Below are 18,072 nucleotides of genomic sequence, written 5' to 3' on the forward strand. Positions count from 1 at the left end.
CTGAAGATGTGAGTATTCAGATTGAAGCATGCGTCGCCCGATAAATCCAAGACGAAGGTCGACGCCGCGGCGGTTGACGGCGCCACGGTGCCGCCGAACAGTGCTGAGCTCTCGGAACGCGAAAGTCGCTGGAATTACGCTCTCGTCGGATCGGGCCTCGGCGTATGGGACCATAACCTTCGTCTTGGCAAACGCTACTATTCCGATACCTGGAAGATCATACGCGGCATGGCCCCCGACGAGAATGCCGACGGCGACTTCGACACGTGGATCGAACTGATCCACCCCGACGACCGGGACTTTGTCATAAAGGCCGTCGATCGGCAGAATGCCGGCGATCCGAATTACCGGATTTTTGAGTACCGAGAGCGCCACAGGGATGGCCACTGGATCTGGATCGAGTGCCGTGGTGCGTGCGTGGAATGGGATGAAACCGGCACCCCTGCCCGCCTGGTCGGCACAGATACCGACATTACCGAACGCAAAGGGGCGCAGGAGCGGCTTGCACACGTGTCACGACGCCTCGATCTTGCCCTCGATATCTCCAACATCGGGGTCTTCGAGGCCGACATTGAGAACGGCACGGTCGACTGGGACGACCGACTTCTGTCTATCTACGGCATCACTGATACGTCACCGGCCGGCACGGGGAGTGCCTGGGAGGCCTCGTTGCATCCCGAAGATCGAGACCGCGTCTTGGCGACGATCAATGAATGTGTCGCTACTAATACTGATTTCCAGCATGAGTTCCGTATTATTAGGCAAGACGGCATCGAGCGCGTCATCCGCGCAAAGGCGGCCTTCTTCCTTGATAGCGATGGGCGCCGCAAGCTGATCGGTGCAAATTGGGATGTCACCGCCGAAGTGCGGCTCAATAACGAGTTGCAGCGCGCCAAGGATCTCGCAGAAGCCCGAAACACAGAACTCGAAAGTGCCAAGGAGAGCATCGAGCACCTGGCGCTGCACGATTATCTCACTGGCCTGCCCAATCGCCGATATCTGGACCGTATGCTGGACGACCGCTCAGCCGAATGTCGCCGGACCGGCTTGACGCTCGCGATCCTCCACATCGATCTCGATCGATTCAAGCAGATCAACGACACGCTCGGTCACCGTGCCGGTGACGCGATGCTGAAGCATGCAGCACAGGTCTTGAAGAGAAATGTCCGCTCGACCGATTTCGTCGCTCGCATCGGTGGCGATGAATTCGTGGTCCTGTGCAACCTCGACGTCACGCCCAAGAAGATCTCAAATCTTGCCGAGCGCATAATCCGCGAGCTCTGCAAGCCTATTCGCTACGAGGGTCACGATTGCCGTTTCGGTGCAAGCATCGGCATCGCCACGGATAGTGGCCCAGCACTGGATGCCAAGCAACTTCTGCTCAACGCAGATATCGCGCTCTACCGTGCAAAAAGCGATGGACGCAATCGCCACGAATTCTTCTCGACCGATGAGCGACGCCGCATCATTGCCAGCAAGCGTCTGGCGGACGAAATCCTGTTGGGTCTGGAACGTGGGGAATTTGTTCCGTTCTACCAGTTACAGTTTCATGCCAGAACGCTCGATGTTGCCGGTGTCGAGACGCTGGCACGTTGGCAGCACCGGGAACACGGCTTGCTGACGCCAGACCGCTTCTTGGCGATTGCCGAGGATCTGGACGTTGTCTCCATGATCGACGGTCTTATCCTCGAGCAAGCACTGGCTGACCGGAAGCGATGGGAGGATGAGGGGCTCCGCATCCCGAAGATTGCAGTCAACGTCTCGTCGCGTCGCCTTGCAGATCCAAATCTTTCGAAGAAACTTCGCGGCCTGAAGATCGAACCTCGCGCGATTTCATTCGAACTGCTTGAATCGATCTCGCTCGACGATTGTGATGAAGCCGTAATTGCCAATCTCCGGCACCTGCGCCGTCTCGGTATCGATATAGAGATCGATGATTTCGGCACCGGCCATGCGTCCATCGTCAGCCTTTTGAAGTTGAGCCCGAAAACCTTGAAGATCGACCGCGAACTGATCCGCATGCTGCCCCATTCGGCAGAGCAGCGGAAACTGGTCCGTTCGATCATCGATATCGGCCGTTCGCTGAATATCCTCGTCACTGCGGAGGGAGTTGAGACAATGGACCACGTCCGCATTCTCTACGATCTCGGTTGCGATATGCTTCAGGGTTACGCGCTAGCCCGTCCGATGCCCGCCCTACAGATAGCGCCTTTCGTCCGGGCCGCGTCCTGGCGGGGCGCAGATGGCCCGGTCGCCGGCTCGCAGCTGGACCTGCGTAAGTCGGTCAGCGGCTCCGGCCAAAGATAAAGGCCTGCATGACTGTCTCGACAGGAACGGGTCACATTCCGTTGATCGCAAAAAACCTGTAGACTGCTTTGCAGAAAGTCTTCGATTCTCTTAGCGGTACTCCGGCAGTCCCGGATTCCGGGGAAGGAGTGACAGGCGGATTGTGAAACCCTCGCTTTTCCTTTAAGGGGACGCCACGAGATCGATCCACTCGCGCTATCCCAAGAGCGCCAACGATAGAGAACAATTGCAATGAACCGTCGCCGCCGTATTTACGAGGGCAAGGCAAAGATTCTGTATGAGGGCCCCGAACCGGGCACGCTGATCCAGTTCTTCAAAGACGATGCCACAGCCTTCAACAAGAAAAAGCATGAAGTTATCGATGGCAAGGGCGTTCTGAACAACCGCATTTCAGAATATATTTTCAGCCATTTGAACAAGATCGGCATTCCCACGCACTTTATTCGCCGTCTTAACATGCGCGAACAGCTGATCCGCGAAGTGGAAATGATCCCGCTTGAGATCGTCGTGCGCAACGTTGCCGCCGGCTCTCTGTCCAAGCGCCTCGGCATCGAGGAAGGTGTGGTTCTGCCGCGCTCCATCATCGAGTTCTACTACAAGTCCGATGCGCTCGACGATCCGATGGTCTCGGAAGAGCACATTACGGCATTCGGTTGGGCAAACCCCGCCGAGCTTGATGACATCATGGCGCTCGCCATTCGCGTCAACGATTTCATGACCGGCCTTTTCCTGGGCGTTGGCATCCAGCTTGTCGATTTTAAGATCGAATGCGGTCGCCTCTACGAAGGCGACATGATGCGCATCATCCTGGCCGACGAGATCTCGCCGGACTCCTGCCGTCTTTGGGATATTGATACCCGCGAGAAGATGGACAAGGACCGCTTCCGACGCGACATGGGCGGGCTTCTCGAAGCCTATTCGGAAGTTGCGCGCCGCCTCGGCATCATCAACGAGAACGAGCCTGTGCGCGGCACCGGTCCGGTGCTCGTAAAGTAAGACTCTCAGGCCAGATAAGACAGGGAAGATAAAGTGATCAAGGCTCGTGTAACCGTCACGCTGAAGAACGGCGTTCTCGATCCGCAGGGCAAGGCAATCGAAGGCGCTCTCGGCGCGCTCGGATTCGATGGTGTCGGCCATGTCCGTCAGGGCAAGGTTTTCGACGTCGAACTCGATGGCGCTGACAAGGCGAAAGCGGAGAGCGACCTTAAGGCAATGTGCGAGAAACTCCTCGCAAATACCGTGATCGAGAACTATAATATTTCCGTCGACTAATCTGGTCGTGGAGCGCACTCGATGGCTGAATTAACGCAAGAGCTCATGCTTGAGTTGTTGACGAAAATGCACGAGCACATCGATATATTGGATGCCTCTCTTGATGATATCAGGAGCGAAATGCATTGCATGCGCGACACAATGACCTCGATGCAGCAGGAAATACACAGCATTTACGGTGTCCTTGGTCGGCACGAAGGCCGGCTGGAGCGTATTGAAAAGCGTCTCGTACTCAGAGAACTTGCAGAAGCACAAACAAGGTTTTAGTCGCACTCATGAAATCAGCCGTCGTTCAACTTCCGGGTCTCAATCGCGATCGCGACATGATCGCTGCTCTCACGAAAATCTCCGGTCACGCACCGGTGACAATCTGGCAAACGGAGACGGACATTCCGGACGTCGACCTCATCGTCATTCCTGGCGGCTTTTCCTATGGCGACTACCTCCGTTGTGGTGCCATAGCCGCGCGCATGCCCGTGATGCAGGCAATCATCGAAAAGGCCAGCAAGGGCGTCAAGGTTCTCGGCGTGTGCAACGGGTTCCAGATCCTGCTCGAAGCAGGGCTGCTACCGGGTGCGCTGATGCGCAATGCTTCCCTCAAATTCGTCTGCCGCGAGGTCAAGCTCGAAGTTGTCAACGCTGACACGGATTTTACACGTGCCTATTCCAAGGGCCAGATCATCCGCAGCCCAGTCGCCCATCACGACGGCAACTACTTCGCCGACGCCGAGACCCTGGCAAAGATCGAAGGCCGCGGTCAGGTCGTTTTCCGCTATGCGGAAGGCACCAACCCGAACGGCTCGATCAACGATATTGCCGGCGTCATGAACGACAAGGGCAACATCCTCGGCATGATGCCGCACCCCGAAAACCTCATCGAAGCAGCGCACGGCGGTTCCGACGGTCGTGGTCTGTTCGCTTCCGCCCTTGAGGTAATCGCTGCTTAACCTTCGGCACGTAAGAGGCCATCCATCCGTCCATTGGAGCAAGTTGATGCGCCTTCGCCTTCCGACGACACGTGTTTTCGCGATTGCCGCAACTGCAACGCTGGTCGCCTCCTGCCAATCGAACACGCCGGCCAAGGGTCCTGATCGCAGCGCGCTTTCCACCATGGAACGCGTAGCTGTTGGGGCGAACGCCTGCTGGTTCAAATCGGGCGACGCAGCGTTTGCCGCATACAGGCTGGCGCCGGAGCTGAACTCCTTCTCCGGTCGCCCGCGCATTCTCGTTGTGCACAAGGGAAGCCCAGAGAGCCGCCCATTGCTCGTCGTTCAAGCGGAAGGCAATCCATCCAAGCTCGATGCCTTCGGTCCGATGATGGAAGGCGCTTCGGGACCGCGGATCGTTAAGGATGTCACCCGCTGGGCCTCCGGCGGCAAGGCTTGCGGCTGATCAATCCCAGAAGAACGACTTGCTGGCCTCCTTGCGTGCATCCGCACGCGTAATACCGACGTCCAACAGTTCGTCATCCGTCAGATTAAGCAGGGTCCTGCGGCTCTGCCGTTTCTCGTGCCACAGTGACAGCCGTTGCCATAGGAATTGCAGCAGACTCCAGGTGTAACTCAGGACGTCCGAGCGTTCCGAAACGCGGTATTGCATCGATTGAACCTGAGAAGAAAAAGGTGCAATCTGCGGCTCGTTCTCTTGAACGGCAGACATATCATTCTCCAAGCGGATTGTATCTGTCGTTTAGATAATCTTGACGGGTTGAGGGTGACAATATAGGGAATTGTCATCATGACAACTTGGCTACCAGACATTTCGCGCGGTTCCGGTCCGGTCTACCTCCGGATTGCGGACAGTATTGAATCAGCCATTGCCAGCGGCACTTTGCCCGCTGGTAGCAAATTGCCGCCGCAGCGAAACCTCGCCTACGATATTGGCGTAACAATCGGGACAATCGGCCGAGCATATGCGCTGGTGCATGAGCGCGGCTTGGTCGCGGGCGAGGTTGGCCGCGGAACATACGTGCTGGATCGGGCCGAGACCGCACCCGGCAACCAGGCAGATCCACTGACCATCGCACTCGGCGGCACGCGTGCGATTGATGCGCCCGCTGGCAAGATCCGCTTCGATACCACGGCCGCTCCGGATCTCGGTCAAGGCAAGATCATTGGCAGCGTGCTCGCGGCGATCGGTGAGGAGCAGCTTTCCGAGATCTCCTCCTATTCCCGCGTCTTTCCAAAGAATTGGTACGAAGCCGGCCGGCGCTGGCTTGCCAGGAACGATTGGACACCAGAGACGGAAAACATCGTCCCTACCCTGGGGGCACATGCGGCAGCTGTCGCGGTCATCTCGGCCGTGTCATCGCCAGGTGACAAGATCGTCTTCGAAGATCTGAGCTATACGCAGGTCAGTCGCAGCGCTCGCATTCTTGGGCGGCGCACCATTACCGTGGAGTCTGACGAGAATGGTGTGATCCCCGACGACTTCGAGCGCCTCTGCCTTCAGCAGCATCCGAAACTTGCATTCCTGATGCCAACCGCCCACAATCCGACGCTGGCAACCATGCCGCATGAGCGCCGGGCGCGCATTGCGGAAATCGCACGTCGCCACGGTGTCTGGCTGATCGAGGATGACCTTTACGGTGGAATGACCGGAGACGAGAATCCTCTGCTTGCATCGCTCGCACCTGATCGCACGTTTCTTATCAGCGGCCTTTCGAAGTCGGTTGCTGCCGGAGTGCGTGGCGGTTGGGTTGCCTGCCCGCCGCATTTTGCGCAGCGGATCAAGGTAACGCACAAGATGATCACTGGAGGGCTGCCCTTCATTCTCGCCGAGGCTTGCGCTCGTCTCGTTGAAAGCGGCCAGGCACATGAAATTCGCAAGGCAAGCACGGCGGAACTGTCCATCCGCGAGCGCCTCGCACGGGAACAACTGCAAGGATACGACTTCATATCACATCCGCATGTGCCCTTTCTCTGGCTCAAGCTGCCCGATCCCTGGCTCTCCGGGACATTCAAGAACGCAGCCTTTAGAGATGGGGTCCTGATTGATGACGAGGATGAATTTAAAGCGGCGCGCGCCGAGAAGGTCTACCATCGTGTGCGGATAGGCTTCTCCTCGCCCCGCAATCGCGAAGGCTTGGTTGCGGGCCTGATGATATTGCGACGTCTGCTAGAAAGCGGCGGCGCCGGCTATGACGGCGAGATCTGAGACTGCGGCAGAAAGGCCGCAGTCTGAAATAAAACCACCACCGCCAGCAAAAGTCGCTTTACGAGGCCGCAACGATGCTACGAAATTCAGATCAGAAACCTGGCGCGAGTCGGACGGGAATTGAATGGCGATTAGATTTCGAAAGATTGTGCGACCTTCGTCAATCGCGTTTCTGACGGCAATCGTTGCCAATGTCGCCGGCATGCCGGCTCATGCCGGCGAGCAGATTTTTGACGAGTTGCGGTTTGGCGCGTCCGCATCGGTACAAGGCGGTCACGAGCACGAGGACGGTATCTTCCCCGAGGCAACGGTGTTCTTTGATCCTTTCGGCCAGGACGCGGCAATCGGCTGGAAGCAACAACTTGCTCGTCCACGCGTCAACATCGGCACCTCCATCGGCACCTCCGGCGAAGCTACTCAGGTCTTTGCGGGTCTGTCTTGGACCGTGAACTTCAACGAGAAGCTCTTTGCCGAAGCTGGCTTCGGCGGCCTCTGGCACAATGGGGAACTTGAAGGAAATACCGATGGTCCGAACCTCGGTTGTCGGTTCCTCTTCCGCGAATATTTGGGTGCCGGTTATCGTTTCGATCAACATTGGAACGTGATCGCCCAGCTCGCCCATGCCTCCCATGCCAATCTCTGCGATGGTCCGAACAACGGCATGACACGCGCCGGCATCCAGATCGGGTACAAGTTCTGACCTTTCGATATCGCCGCCTTGCAATTCCGCTGTTTGTTAACAGCGGGCATTTTCCTGTCGCGCGTTTCATCCACTTAGGCTAAAGACACCGCAATCGCGCAACGGCAGGGACTTCCGAGAGCTCATGACCATTTCCAATACCCGCCCGATCACCCCCGAACTCATTGCCGCCCATGGCCTGAAGCCAGACGAGTATCAGCGGATATTGGGCCTGATTGGCCGCGAACCGACCTTCACGGAGCTTGGCATCTTCTCGGCCATGTGGAACGAGCACTGCTCTTACAAATCCTCCAAGAAATGGCTGCGCACGTTGCCGACCAAAGGCCCGCGCGTCATTCAGGGCCCGGGTGAAAATGCCGGTGTCGTCGACATCGATGATGGCGACTGCGTTGTCTTCAAGATGGAGAGCCACAACCACCCCTCCTACATCGAGCCATATCAAGGCGCGGCAACGGGCGTCGGCGGCATTCTACGCGACGTCTTCACCATGGGTGCGCGCCCGATCGCAGCAATGAACGCACTACGTTTCGGCGAGCCAGATCATCCGAAGACCCGCCATCTGGTTTCTGGTGTTGTCTCAGGCGTCGGCGGCTACGGCAATTCCTTCGGGGTACCGACCGTCGGCGGTGAAACCGAATTTGACGCGCGCTATAACGGCAATATTCTGGTCAATGCCTTTGCGGCGGGTCTTGCCAAATCGAATGCCATTTTCCTGTCGGAAGCCAAGGGCGTCGGGCTCCCGGTCGTTTACCTTGGCGCAAAGACCGGCCGCGACGGCGTCGGTGGGGCGACGATGGCGTCCGCGGAGTTCGATGAATCGATCGAAGAGAAACGGCCGACCGTCCAGGTCGGCGACCCTTTCACCGAGAAGTGCCTGCTGGAAGCCTGCCTCGAGTTGATGCAGACCGGGGCCGTCATCGCCATCCAAGACATGGGAGCCGCCGGCCTCACGTGCTCGGCCGTCGAAATGGGGGCCAAGGGTGATCTCGGCATTCTGCTTGATCTCGATACCGTACCGGTGCGCGAAGAACACATGACCGCCTATGAAATGATGCTGTCCGAGAGCCAGGAGCGCATGCTCATGGTTCTCGAGCCGGAAAAGGAAGCCATCGCAAAGGCGATCTTCGTCAAGTGGGGTCTTGATTTCGCAATCGTCGGCAAGACCACCGACGACCTGCGCTTCCGCGTCGTCCATCAGGGTGAGGAAGTCGCCAACCTGCCGATCAAGGATCTCGGTGACCAGGCGCCGGAATACGACCGTCCGTGGCGCGAATCGGACAAGCGCGCACCGTTGCCCGCTAACCTCGTCGCTGCGCCGGCTGACTACGGTCAGGCGCTCTTGGAGCTCGTTGGTTCACCCAATCAATCGAGCCGCCGTTGGGTTTACGAACAGTACGACACGCTGATCCAGGGCAACTCGCTCCAGCTTCCGGGCGGTGATGCGGGCGTCGTACGCGTGGAGAACCATCCTTCGAAGGCTCTCGCTTTCTCGTCCGACGTGACCCCCCGTTATGTTGAGGCCGATCCGTTCGAAGGCGGCAAGCAGGCAGTCGCAGAATGCTGGCGCAACATCACCGCGACGGGCGCAGAACCGTTGGCGGCGACCGACAATCTGAACTTCGGAAATCCGGAAAAGCCTGAGATCATGGGGCAGTTCGTCCAGGCGGTGAAGGGCATCGGCGAGGCCTGCCGGGTCCTCGATTTCCCCATCGTGTCCGGCAACGTCTCCCTCTACAACGAAACCAACGGTGTTGCGATCCTGCCGACGCCGACGATCGCCGGTGTTGGCCTTCTGCCCGACTGGAAGAAGATGGCTCGCATCGGCAGCATGTCGCCTGGCGACAAGGTAGTGATGATCGGCACCGACGGCAGTCATCTTGGTTCGTCGATCTACCTGCGCGACGTTTTAGGCAGCGCCGAAGGCCCCGCCCCCGAGATCGATCTCCTCGCAGAGCGCCGCAATGGCGACTTCGTGCGATCGGTCATCCGCAACGGCCAGGTGACGGCCTGCCACGACATTTCTTCCGGTGGTCTGCTATTGGCGCTCGCCGAAATGGCGATGGCGTCGGGCAAGGGCCTCAAGATCAGTCTTGGCGAATGTAGGGGCGCTCCACACGCGCTTCTGTTCGGCGAAGATCAGGCCCGTTACGTCCTGACAGTGCCGGCGGATGTCGCAAACTTCGTTTGCGCCAACGCTGAAGGCGCGGGCGTACCCTTCCGCCGCCTGGGCACGGTCGAAGGTGAAAGCCTTATAGTTGACGATCTGCTGTCGCTGCCGATTCAGCAATTGCGTGACGCCCATGAATCATGGTTCCCTAATTACATGGAAGGCCATGGCACACTCGCTGCCACGGAATAATACGCAAGGAGTAACGATCATGCCTATGAACCCCGGTGATATCGAAGACATGATCAAGGCCGGGATCCCTGGCGCCAAGGTAACCATCCGCGATCTTGCCGGCGATGGCGACCATTATGCCGCTGAGGTGGTCGCGGAAGCCTTTCGTGGCAAGAGCCGCGTGCAGCAGCACCAGATGGTCTACGAGGCCCTCAAGGGAAATATGGGCGGCATATTGCATGCCCTGGCGCTGCAGACATCGGCGCCTGACTGATCTCGAACGCAAAATGCCCGGTCACGAGCCGGGCATTTTGCCATAGCCACCTTCGGCAAAGATCATGCCCGAGCGCGGGCCGGCGGTTAATAACGTGAAGTCGAAAGGTGCCTGCACGTCCGGTCCAAGGACATACTGCCTGTGCACGCGCAGAAAGTCTTTCTTGATCTTCCTGTAGTGTTCGCCGTTCAGCATCTGCTTCACGCGAATGAAGATCATCGTCGCAGGGCGTGCGTCCCGATGTCCGCAAACCGCCACCACGGGAACCTTGTAGAAGTGAATGGCATCGGTCAGACATTGGACATCTAGCCAGTTGATGCTTTCACATCGCGCAATGATTCCGATTCGGGATCGCAATCGCTGCGCAGGACGTAGCAACGCGCATTGCAGAACCGCCGACCCCAGTATCGCAAAGAGCACCCTTTTGCCGACGAAAATCTCCGGATGGCGGTCAAGCACCATGCCAATGACATGGGCCGCGACGCTGGAGCCCATACTGTGCGATGAGATCACATATTCGTCCGCAGCCTCTGAGAAGGCTGCCTGCGCGGCCGCGGCACAGCTGTCGAGCCACTGGTGAAATATCGGATCGCTCATGCGGGCGAGAGCCACCACCATGCGCCAGTCCGCGAAAAGATGCAGTGTGTAGAAGCGCTCGGCGACGGGCAGAAATGCAAAGACGAAGAAGGATGACGCCAGGGCCACACTCCACAGGAGATGAAAGGCCGGCAAATCCATTCCGATTGGTATGACGGCGATCGTTGCACTGATTGAGAAGCCCAGGATCATCATCAGAAACGGAAAGATGAAGAACAGTCCGAACCGCCACGCATGCCGGAAATAGCCGGTCATTCCGCCATATACGATGACCTGCAACGCACTCCAAAAGCCGGCCAGGATCTGTATCGCCTGACTTCGCGTCCTGAGTTTTTCCACGAGAGCATTGTGGTCGAAGACATGTATGTGGCTGCTGGTTTCCCAGCCATCCGCCCTCGCCTTCACCTCGAAGCGCGTTGCATCTTGTCCGCATTCCGGCTCGCCCGTCAGCACCGAGAAGCCCCAGACCGCTGCACTTTGTTTAGCTGAACGTTCATAGCGTGCCCTGTGAGCACGCCCATCAAGCGGCTCGAACCCCGGAAAATGGAGAACGACCCTTTTTGAAATCAATGTCATTATTTTCTTTCGTGGCCGCGGGCGCGGCAGATAACTGCTGCGCGGCAATCGGCATGAATTGTGGCGAAATACGGAGCGTTAAGCGCGCAAACAGTCAGGACTGACGTTGTGAAGCGTCGGTTCAGGCGTCGACGTAACGCAAGCGCAACAATCCTCGCTTACCAAACCGGTAGGGTGCTCTTTTTTTTGCCCGTGCCTGCTGGAATTCCGCCGATCACATGCTATCTAAGCTTAACGATTGAAACGGCGGGCCTTTAACTCGCCTGTTGAAAGGATAAGGTCCCTATGAGCGGTATCAACGAATTCATCGACAACGAAATCAAGAGCAACGACGTCGTCCTCTTCATGAAGGGCACGCCGCAGTTTCCGCAGTGTGGATTCTCCGGACAGGTCGTGCAGATTCTCGATTACATCGGCGTCGACTACAAGGGCATAAACGTGCTCGCTGACTCTGAAATCCGCCAGGGCATCAAGGATTACTCCAACTGGCCGACGATCCCGCAGCTCTACGTTAAGGGCGAGTTCATTGGCGGTTGCGACATCGTCCGGGAAATGTTCCAGGCCGGTGAGTTGCAGCAGCACCTGCAGGAGCACGGCGTGACCGTTCGCGGCGCGGCCTGACCTGTCCGGTCACCGGGCGTTCCGCCCGGTTTCCAAATCTTGCATTTCGAGTCCGAGGCGCTGTGCTGAACAGCGCCTTGGCGCGTTTATGGGAATTTCATTGTGACTGATTCATCACAAACCGTGCACGCGGGCCGATTGCCCATGGGCAAAGGGGAATTCATTGCGCTCGCTGCCTTCCTCATGGCAGTCAATTCGCTTGCGATCGACATCATGCTTCCGGCGCTTCAGCAGATCGGCGCCAGCCTTGGTGTGGAAAGCGAGAACCATCGTCAGTTTGTGGTCTCAGCCTATCTGCTTGGCTTCGGCTCGGCGCAGCTCTTCTACGGTCCTCTCTCCGACCGCTTTGGTCGCCGGGTGCCGCTGCTGATCGGCCTCGTCATCTATATCTGTTCCGCGCTCGGGATCGCACTGGTGCCATCCTTTGAGGGCCTTCTCCTGCTTCGGTTCATTCAGGGCATTGGTTCGGCGGCAACGCGCGTCATCACGATCTCCATTGTTCGTGACATCTACGGCGGTCGCCAGATGGCAGAAGTCATGTCGCTGATCATGATGGTCTTCATGATCGTCCCTGTTATCGCACCGGGCAGTGGCCAGATCATCATGTTCTTCGGCAGTTGGCACCTGATCTTCGTGTTCATCGCGCTTATGGCCGCTCTCATTTCGGCATGGGCCTATATTCGCCTTCCCGAAACTCTGCATCCGTCCAACGTTCGCCCATTTACCGCACGCTCCATCATCGGCGGTTTCAAACTGGTCCTCACCAACCGAACCGCGCTCTGTTATACGATTGCGAGCACCTTTATCTTCGGCTCGCTGTTCGGCTTCATCAATTCCGCGCAGCAGATCTATGTCGGCATTTACGGTCTGGGTGTCTATTTTCCCTTCGCCTTTGCGGGCGTCGCCGTGTTCATGTCGCTGTCGTCATTCCTCAACTCAAGACTTGTCGGCAAGTTCGGCATGCGCCGGCTGTCGCATGGTGCTTTGGCGGGCTTCATCACTATCAACACCATTTGGCTGGTCGCCCTTGTCCTTGGACCACAGCCGATGCCCTTCCCGCTTTTCATTGGCTTCTTCGGTCTGGCGATGTTCCAGTTCGGTTGGATCGGCTCGAACTTCAATTCGCTTGCCATGGAACCGCTCGGCCATGTTGCCGGAACGGCTTCCTCCGTTCTCGGTTTCATGAGCACGGTCGGCGGCGCGCTGATCGGTGCCGGCATCGGTCAGGCCTTCAACGGCACCGCATTACCGATGGTCGCAGGCTATTTCACCGTCTCGATTATCGGTCTGATCTTCGTTTTGATCGCGGAGAAAGGACGCCTGTTCCAGCCGCATAACCCCGCGGTCTGAACGGGTCACCCGCCTCGTATTTCAGGATTTCCATTATGACGCCGCCGCATAAACCACACGTCGAAAATCAGGGCTCCCGCCGCATAGGCATGGGCTTCGTCGAATTTGTCATCACCATCGCCATCATGACCGCCAGCATCGCCATGGCGATCGATAGCATGTTGCCTTCCCTGCCGGCGATCGGCCATTCGTTCGGGGTCACCAACGCCAACGACGCGCAACTCGTGATCGGCGTCTTCTTCCTCGGCTTCGGTGTATCGCAGATCATCTTCGGCAGCCTGTCAGATACGTTCGGCCGCCGAAATATCCTGCTTGGAGGCCTGGCGGTTTATGTGCTCGCCATGTTCGCCGCGGCCGCCACCGGCAGCTTCGAGATGCTATTGGTCATGCGCTTCGTCCAGGGCCTCGGCGGCGCAGCCGTTCGCATCACTACAATGGCGATTGTTCGCGACTGCTTTGGCGGCCGGGAAATGGCGCGCGTCATGTCCTACGTGATGATCGTCTTCATGATCGTACCGATCGTGGCACCGTCTGTCGGGCAGTTGATCATTACTTATGCCAACTGGCACTGGATCTTCATCCTGCTCGGCGTCGTCGGCGCCATCCTGTTTATCTGGGCACTTGTGCGTCTGAAGGAATCGCTTCCAAAGGAGGAGCGTATTCCACTGTCGCTCGGCTCGGTCGCCGACGGTTTCAAGACCGTTCTGACCAACAAGGTCACCTGCGGCTATATGATTGGGCTCACAATGTTCACGGGTGTCATCAGCGCCTACGTCATCTCGGTGCAGCAGGTCTTCGGTGAAGTCTACGGCCTCGGCGACTGGCTGCCGATCGCCTTTGCCGCAACGGCAGGTGGCATCGCGGTGGCAAACTTCGCCAACGGCTTCTTCGTGCGTAAATTCGGCATGCGCCGCATCGCGCACGTCGCGATGATCCTGTTCACGATCGTCTCGGCAATCGGCTACGTTAAGGCACTCGGCGGCCGCCCCGATTTCGCCTTCGCATATGGGCTGTTCACGATCCTGCTGATGATGTTTGCGGTTATTGCCACGAACTTTACGGCGATCAGCCTGGAACCGATGGGCAATCTCGCTGGCACAGCGACCGCCATCACTGGTTTCGTGTCGACGACCTTCGGCGCGATCCTTGGCGGCACGGTTGGCCAACTCTTCAACGGAACTGTCCAGCCCCTCTTCGGTGGCTTTGCCGTGTTCGGTGCGATCAGCATCGCCGCAACACTCTGGGCGGAAGGTGGCAAGCTCTTCATGCATCCGGGCGACAGTCCGCACCTCGATGCCGGTGCCGGGCACTTCTAGCCGTCCGACAAAACGGCACGCATGGCATTCCCATATCGCTCGCACCGGATGTTGCGGGCGAAGCTTTCAAACAGCTACCGCCACACCATAACAACAGATAAGGCCAGCGCCGACGCCATGGCGATATTGAAGACCCTCGCCGAGCGTTGCGTCCGCAGAGTTTGGGCTACCAGTGCGCCCAAGACAAGCCACAGCAGTCCAGCTGGAAATGCCGCGGCAGCAAACAGCGTCCCCATCCATAGGGCACCGCCGGTCTGAGCGTACTGGCGCGACGGAAGATAGGTGCTGCCGGCGCTGAGGGCGACCAACCAACCTTTCGGGTTCAACCACTGGAACAGAAAAGCCTGCCGAAATCCCACTGCGCGCGTCTGGCCATCCGCTTCGAACGTGCCGGCATTGGCGATCTTCCAGCTGAGCCACAGCAGAAACAGAGATCCTGCGATCTTCATCACCGATACGACAACCGGCGCTGCTGCGAGAATTTCTCCGAGGCCGAAGGCGCTCAGAACGATCATCACGCCCATGCCAAGCGATGCACCAAGCGGACAGCCGATGCCTCTCAAGGCACCGACAGCCGCACCAGTCGAAAGGATCATCGCGTTGCTGGGTCCCGGTGTAACCGCCGCGATAAAGGCAAACAGCAGGAAAGCCAGCGCCTGAGCAGTATCCATCATTACCTCCGCGCCCGTTCGAGACGCGAGAAGCTCTACAGCCGGCGTGCCTCATCGTATTGTACGTCTGTGCAGATGCCGGAACCGTGAGGGGCACAATTCTGCGCCCCAGAAACGTGATGTCCTAGCCTGCGATCCGCGGGAGGCGCGCCTGCTTCGTGTCAGATGGTGAAGACTTCACGCCGCAAAATGCCCCAACTTTCCTTGTCAGGCGCGATCAGCAGACCGCCGGCCGTGTGATGAGGCAGGTAAGATGAACCGTCGAAGCGGGCCGCATGAGCGCCGGCCTCGATGCTGAGGAGCGTGCCTGCGAGATGGTCCCAGGGCATGAGCTTGTTATACATGAGATAATGCACATGACCGCAGGCAAAGGCACGGTATTCGTGCGCCGCGCAGCGGTAGTTGGCAAGAAACCGAACCTTCGCCAGGTTGGCCAGGATCTCTCTACGCTGGGGCTTCGGCAGGAAACCGGTCGATGCCATGCCGACCATCTCTTCAAGCGCGACGGGTGCCGCAACGTAGAGCCGTTCCGCTTCCCCATCGGGGCGGCGAAGCCATGCGCCACTGCCCTTCTCTCCGATCACCCAATCGTCGCCCATCGGGTCGTAGATGATACCGGCAACGGTTTCGCCCTTGGATACCACGGATGCCATGACGCCGAAGGCTGGAATGCCCGATGCGAAGTTGAAGGTGCCGTCGACGGGGTCCACGACAATCGCAAGATCCGCTCCTTCGAGTTTGGCAAGTAGCGCTGGATCGGCAGCGACCGACTCCTCGCCGATGAAGACTGCATCTGGCCAGAGCGTTGCGGCTTCCGCCTTGATCATCCGCTCGGCCTGAAGGTCGGCCTCAGTCACCAAATCGGTTGCCTCGCTCTTGGCGCGCACGTCATCGCTCCTAAGACGACGGAAACGCGGCAATATCTCAGCCTTCGCCGCCCGCCTCAGGAGATCGGCAAGCGTCGTAACATCTATCGTGGAACTCATGGACTTTCCTTCTTTGGCGTGGACGCCGACTATTCACTTTTCGGCGCGGTCTCTCCGGCGATCAGGCCAGCGAAATCGAAAAGCTTGGGATCAAGAAGATGCGAGGGGTTCACGTGCGCGAGTGCCCTGAGCATCGTGTCCTTGCGGCCTGGCATGCGCCGCTCGATATCTGCGAGCATCTCCTTCATCGCATTGCGCTGTAGCCCGTCCTGGGAGCCGCACAAATCACAAGGAATGATCGGAAACTGCATGGCAGCCGCAAACTTCGACATGTCGTCTTCCGCGCAATAGGCGAGCGGGCGCAGAACCATCAGGTTGCCCTCGTCATTGAGCAGCTTGGGCGGCATCGACGCTAGACGCCCGCCATGGAAGAAGTTCATGAAGAAGGTCTCGAGGATATCCTCGCGATGATGACCGAGCACCAATGCGTCGCAGCCCTCCTCCTTGGCAATCCGGTAAAGGTTGCCGCGGCGCAGACGCGAACAGAGCGAGCAATAGGTGGATCCGTCTGGAACCTTTTCCTTCACGATCGAATAGGTGTCGCGATATTCGATGCGATGCTTGACGCCAATCTTGCTCAGGTAGTCAGGCAAGATATGCTTTGGAAAGTTCGGCTGCCCCTGGTCGAGATTGCAGCCGATCAGTTCCACCGGCAGAAGACCACGCCACTGCAGGTCAAGGAGAAGCGCGAGCAGGCCATAAGAGTCCTTGCCGCCGGAGAGGCCAATCAGCCAACGCCTCTGGCCCTTCAGCATCGCAAAATCGTCGAAAGCCTGCCTGACGTTGCGTAGCAGCCGCTTGCGCAGCTTGTTGAACGACACCGAGTTCGGAGCCTCGGCAAAGAGCGCATGCGCGATCGTCCCATCCCCGTTCGGCGTTTCCAGCTCATCGGCAATCTTGGCTGCGATGTTCATTCTCTCGTCCAATCAAAATCTGCCTCCGCCTTAGCAGAAAGCGTCAAGACAACCCAGCGTCAATCACCGAAAACCGACCAGCCGGTGCGAGCCGCCAGCATTTCGAGTGCGACCGCGCCGAGCTGTGAGTTGCCGACCTTGTTGAGGCCCGGCGACCAGACCGCGATCGAGGCGATACCGGGCGCTACCGCAAAGATGCCGCCACCGACACCGCTCTTCCCGGGAAGACCGACATGGTAGGCGAAGTCACCGGAGCCGTCATAGTGGCCGCATGTCAGCATCAGCGCGTTGATACGGCGCGCCCGCTTCGGCGAAACAACCGAGTGGCCTGTCATCGGATTACTGCCCCGCGCAGCGAGGAAGAGGCCGGCCTTCGCCAGCTGCTCGCAGGTCATCGACAGGGCGCACTGGTGGAAATAGACGCCGAGCACATGATCAACTGGATGATCGAGGTTGCGATACGAGCGCATGAAATTCGCGAGCGCAAAGTTGCGGTAGCCCGTCTGCGTCTCGGACCTTGCAACGCGATCATCAATGGTGACCGACTCATCATCCGCGAGATAGCGAACGAAGCGCAGCAATTCGCCGATTGCCTCGCGCGGCGCGTGGCCTGCCATAACGACATCAGTTACCGCGATTGCGCCCGCATTGATGAAGGGATTGCGCGGAATACCTTGCTCGTGCTCGAGTTGAACGATCGAGTTGAAAGCCGAGCCGGACGGTTCACGGCCGACACGCTTCCACAGGCCTTCGCCGACCTTTCCGAGCGCAAGCGTCAGCATGAAAACCTTCGAGATGCTCTGGATGGAGAATGGCACGTCGGCATGGCCGACGTTGTAGGCCTTGCCGTCGACGGTCACGACGCTCAAACCGAACTGGTTGGCGTCGACCTTCGCGAGTTCGGGAATATAGTCCGCAACCTTGCCCTCGCCGATGCGGGGCGCCAGCTCCTTGTGGATACTGTCGAGAACTGCCTTCAAGTCCGTCATCGTAT

The 18,072-nt window shown here is 58.4% G+C and carries 19 protein-coding genes; 13 read left to right on the forward strand and 6 right to left on the reverse strand.

Annotation, left to right across the window (positions count from 1 at the left end):
- The first annotated feature begins 21 nt into the window (after positions 1-21).
- The 6 genes from BN77_RS13965 to BN77_RS13990 all read left to right on the forward strand — a co-directional run bounded on the left by BN77_RS13965 (position 22) and on the right by BN77_RS13990 (position 4,971).
- Positions 22-2,307 (forward strand): putative bifunctional diguanylate cyclase/phosphodiesterase, encoded by a 2,286-nt coding sequence (locus BN77_RS13965; protein WP_007532890.1) that lies wholly within the window; start codon positions 22-24, stop codon positions 2,305-2,307.
- Between the two features lie 231 nt (positions 2,308-2,538).
- On the forward strand, positions 2,539-3,303 hold the full coding sequence (purC, locus tag BN77_RS13970) for a phosphoribosylaminoimidazolesuccinocarboxamide synthase (RefSeq protein WP_007532892.1): 765 nt from the start codon (positions 2,539-2,541) through the stop codon (positions 3,301-3,303).
- Between the two features lie 33 nt (positions 3,304-3,336).
- Positions 3,337-3,579 carry a phosphoribosylformylglycinamidine synthase subunit PurS gene (purS, locus tag BN77_RS13975; RefSeq protein ID WP_007532894.1) on the forward strand — a complete coding sequence of 81 codons (243 nt, stop codon included), beginning with the start codon at positions 3,337-3,339 and terminating at the stop codon, positions 3,577-3,579.
- Positions 3,580-3,600: 21 nt separating this feature from the next.
- The gene (locus BN77_RS13980; protein WP_040677183.1) at positions 3,601-3,846 is read left to right on the forward strand and encodes a hypothetical protein; all 246 of its coding nucleotides are present in this window, start codon (positions 3,601-3,603) and stop codon (positions 3,844-3,846) included.
- Between the two features lie 8 nt (positions 3,847-3,854).
- Complete coding sequence (gene purQ / locus BN77_RS13985) at positions 3,855-4,526, forward strand: phosphoribosylformylglycinamidine synthase subunit PurQ (RefSeq protein WP_007532895.1); 672 nt, start codon at positions 3,855-3,857, stop codon at positions 4,524-4,526.
- A gap of 46 nt (positions 4,527-4,572) precedes the next feature.
- Complete coding sequence (locus BN77_RS13990; protein ID WP_007532896.1) at positions 4,573-4,971, forward strand: hypothetical protein; 399 nt, start codon at positions 4,573-4,575, stop codon at positions 4,969-4,971.
- On the opposite strand, the gene BN77_RS13995 is transcribed toward BN77_RS13990, so the two are convergent.
- Entirely contained in the window at positions 4,972-5,238 is a 267-nt protein-coding gene (locus tag BN77_RS13995) for a DUF1127 domain-containing protein (protein ID WP_007532898.1), read from the reverse strand.
- Positions 5,239-5,316: 78 nt separating this feature from the next.
- On the opposite strand from BN77_RS13995, the gene BN77_RS14000 reads away from it, so the two are divergent.
- The 4 genes from BN77_RS14000 (at position 5,317) to BN77_RS14015 (ending at position 10,047) form a co-directional block, all read left to right on the forward strand.
- On the forward strand, positions 5,317-6,735 hold the full coding sequence (locus tag BN77_RS14000; protein ID WP_007532900.1) for an aminotransferase-like domain-containing protein: 1,419 nt from the start codon (positions 5,317-5,319) through the stop codon (positions 6,733-6,735).
- Positions 6,736-6,859: 124 nt separating this feature from the next.
- A complete protein-coding gene (locus tag BN77_RS14005; RefSeq protein WP_007532902.1) occupies positions 6,860-7,435 on the forward strand; it encodes an acyloxyacyl hydrolase in 576 nt (191 codons plus the stop codon).
- A gap of 124 nt (positions 7,436-7,559) precedes the next feature.
- On the forward strand, positions 7,560-9,794 hold the full coding sequence (gene purL / locus BN77_RS14010) for a phosphoribosylformylglycinamidine synthase subunit PurL (RefSeq protein ID WP_007532905.1): 2,235 nt from the start codon (positions 7,560-7,562) through the stop codon (positions 9,792-9,794).
- A 19-nt stretch (positions 9,795-9,813) separates the two neighbouring features.
- A complete protein-coding gene (locus BN77_RS14015) occupies positions 9,814-10,047 on the forward strand; it encodes a BolA/IbaG family iron-sulfur metabolism protein (protein WP_007532906.1) in 234 nt (77 codons plus the stop codon).
- A gap of 21 nt (positions 10,048-10,068) precedes the next feature.
- On the opposite strand, the gene BN77_RS14020 is transcribed toward BN77_RS14015, so the two are convergent.
- Complete coding sequence (locus BN77_RS14020) at positions 10,069-11,220, reverse strand: hypothetical protein (RefSeq protein WP_040677185.1); 1,152 nt, start codon at positions 11,218-11,220, stop codon at positions 10,069-10,071.
- 285 nt (positions 11,221-11,505) lie between these two features.
- Between BN77_RS14020 and grxD the strand changes: the two genes are divergently transcribed.
- The 3 genes from grxD (at position 11,506) to BN77_RS14035 (ending at position 14,507) form a co-directional block, all read left to right on the forward strand.
- A complete protein-coding gene (grxD, locus tag BN77_RS14025) occupies positions 11,506-11,841 on the forward strand; it encodes a Grx4 family monothiol glutaredoxin (protein WP_007532908.1) in 336 nt (111 codons plus the stop codon).
- Positions 11,842-11,985: 144 nt separating this feature from the next.
- Entirely contained in the window at positions 11,986-13,191 is a 1,206-nt protein-coding gene (locus BN77_RS14030) for a multidrug effflux MFS transporter (protein WP_007532909.1), read from the forward strand.
- A gap of 35 nt (positions 13,192-13,226) precedes the next feature.
- Positions 13,227-14,507, forward strand: a complete 1,281-nt coding sequence (locus BN77_RS14035) for a multidrug effflux MFS transporter (protein ID WP_007532910.1) — start codon at positions 13,227-13,229, stop codon at positions 14,505-14,507.
- 74 nt (positions 14,508-14,581) lie between these two features.
- Here BN77_RS14035 and BN77_RS14040 read toward each other — a convergent pair whose 3' ends face one another.
- The 4 genes from BN77_RS14040 to BN77_RS14055 form a co-directional block, all read right to left on the reverse strand.
- Positions 14,582-15,181 carry a LysE family translocator gene (locus BN77_RS14040; protein ID WP_244426182.1) on the reverse strand — a complete coding sequence of 200 codons (600 nt, stop codon included), beginning with the start codon at positions 15,179-15,181 and terminating at the stop codon, positions 14,582-14,584.
- A gap of 158 nt (positions 15,182-15,339) precedes the next feature.
- Positions 15,340-16,164: an inositol monophosphatase family protein gene (locus BN77_RS14045; RefSeq protein ID WP_007532912.1), complete on the reverse strand. Its 825-nt coding sequence runs from the start codon at positions 16,162-16,164 to the stop codon at positions 15,340-15,342.
- Positions 16,165-16,193: 29 nt separating this feature from the next.
- Complete coding sequence (gene ttcA, locus BN77_RS14050) at positions 16,194-17,078, reverse strand: tRNA 2-thiocytidine(32) synthetase TtcA (RefSeq protein ID WP_007532914.1); 885 nt, start codon at positions 17,076-17,078, stop codon at positions 16,194-16,196.
- A 59-nt stretch (positions 17,079-17,137) separates the two neighbouring features.
- Entirely contained in the window at positions 17,138-18,067 is a 930-nt protein-coding gene (locus BN77_RS14055) for a glutaminase (protein WP_007532916.1), read from the reverse strand.
- Positions 18,068-18,072: the final 5 nt, after the last annotated feature.

The sequence above is a fragment of the Rhizobium mesoamericanum STM3625 genome (assembly GCF_000312665.1).
Classification (GTDB): domain Bacteria; phylum Pseudomonadota; class Alphaproteobacteria; order Rhizobiales; family Rhizobiaceae; genus Rhizobium; species Rhizobium mesoamericanum.

Bases quoted from the DNA above. Each gene is read 5' to 3' on its own strand.
- BN77_RS14000 (WP_007532900.1), top strand. From the start codon at position 5,317: ATGACAACTTGGCTACCAGACATTTCGCGCGGTTCCGGTCCGGTCTAC.
- purC (WP_007532892.1), top strand. From the start codon at position 2,539: ATGAACCGTCGCCGCCGTATTTACGAGGGCAAGGCAAAGATTCTGTAT.
- BN77_RS14045 (WP_007532912.1), bottom strand. From the start codon at position 16,164: ATGAGTTCCACGATAGATGTTACGACGCTTGCCGATCTCCTGAGGCGG.
- ttcA (WP_007532914.1), bottom strand. From the start codon at position 17,078: ATGAACATCGCAGCCAAGATTGCCGATGAGCTGGAAACGCCGAACGGG.
- BN77_RS14040 (WP_244426182.1), bottom strand. From the start codon at position 15,181: ATGATGGATACTGCTCAGGCGCTGGCTTTCCTGCTGTTTGCCTTTATC.
- BN77_RS13980 (WP_040677183.1), top strand. From the start codon at position 3,601: ATGGCTGAATTAACGCAAGAGCTCATGCTTGAGTTGTTGACGAAAATG.
- BN77_RS13995 (WP_007532898.1), bottom strand. From the start codon at position 5,238: ATGTCTGCCGTTCAAGAGAACGAGCCGCAGATTGCACCTTTTTCTTCT.
- BN77_RS13990 (WP_007532896.1), top strand. From the start codon at position 4,573: ATGCGCCTTCGCCTTCCGACGACACGTGTTTTCGCGATTGCCGCAACT.
- BN77_RS14020 (WP_040677185.1), bottom strand. From the start codon at position 11,220: ATGACATTGATTTCAAAAAGGGTCGTTCTCCATTTTCCGGGGTTCGAG.
- purQ (WP_007532895.1), top strand. From the start codon at position 3,855: ATGAAATCAGCCGTCGTTCAACTTCCGGGTCTCAATCGCGATCGCGAC.
- BN77_RS14030 (WP_007532909.1), top strand. From the start codon at position 11,986: ATGGGCAAAGGGGAATTCATTGCGCTCGCTGCCTTCCTCATGGCAGTC.
- purL (WP_007532905.1), top strand. From the start codon at position 7,560: ATGACCATTTCCAATACCCGCCCGATCACCCCCGAACTCATTGCCGCC.
- grxD (WP_007532908.1), top strand. From the start codon at position 11,506: ATGAGCGGTATCAACGAATTCATCGACAACGAAATCAAGAGCAACGAC.
- BN77_RS14005 (WP_007532902.1), top strand. From the start codon at position 6,860: ATGGCGATTAGATTTCGAAAGATTGTGCGACCTTCGTCAATCGCGTTT.
- BN77_RS14055 (WP_007532916.1), bottom strand. From the start codon at position 18,067: ATGACGGACTTGAAGGCAGTTCTCGACAGTATCCACAAGGAGCTGGCG.
- BN77_RS14035 (WP_007532910.1), top strand. From the start codon at position 13,227: ATGACGCCGCCGCATAAACCACACGTCGAAAATCAGGGCTCCCGCCGC.
- BN77_RS14015 (WP_007532906.1), top strand. From the start codon at position 9,814: ATGCCTATGAACCCCGGTGATATCGAAGACATGATCAAGGCCGGGATC.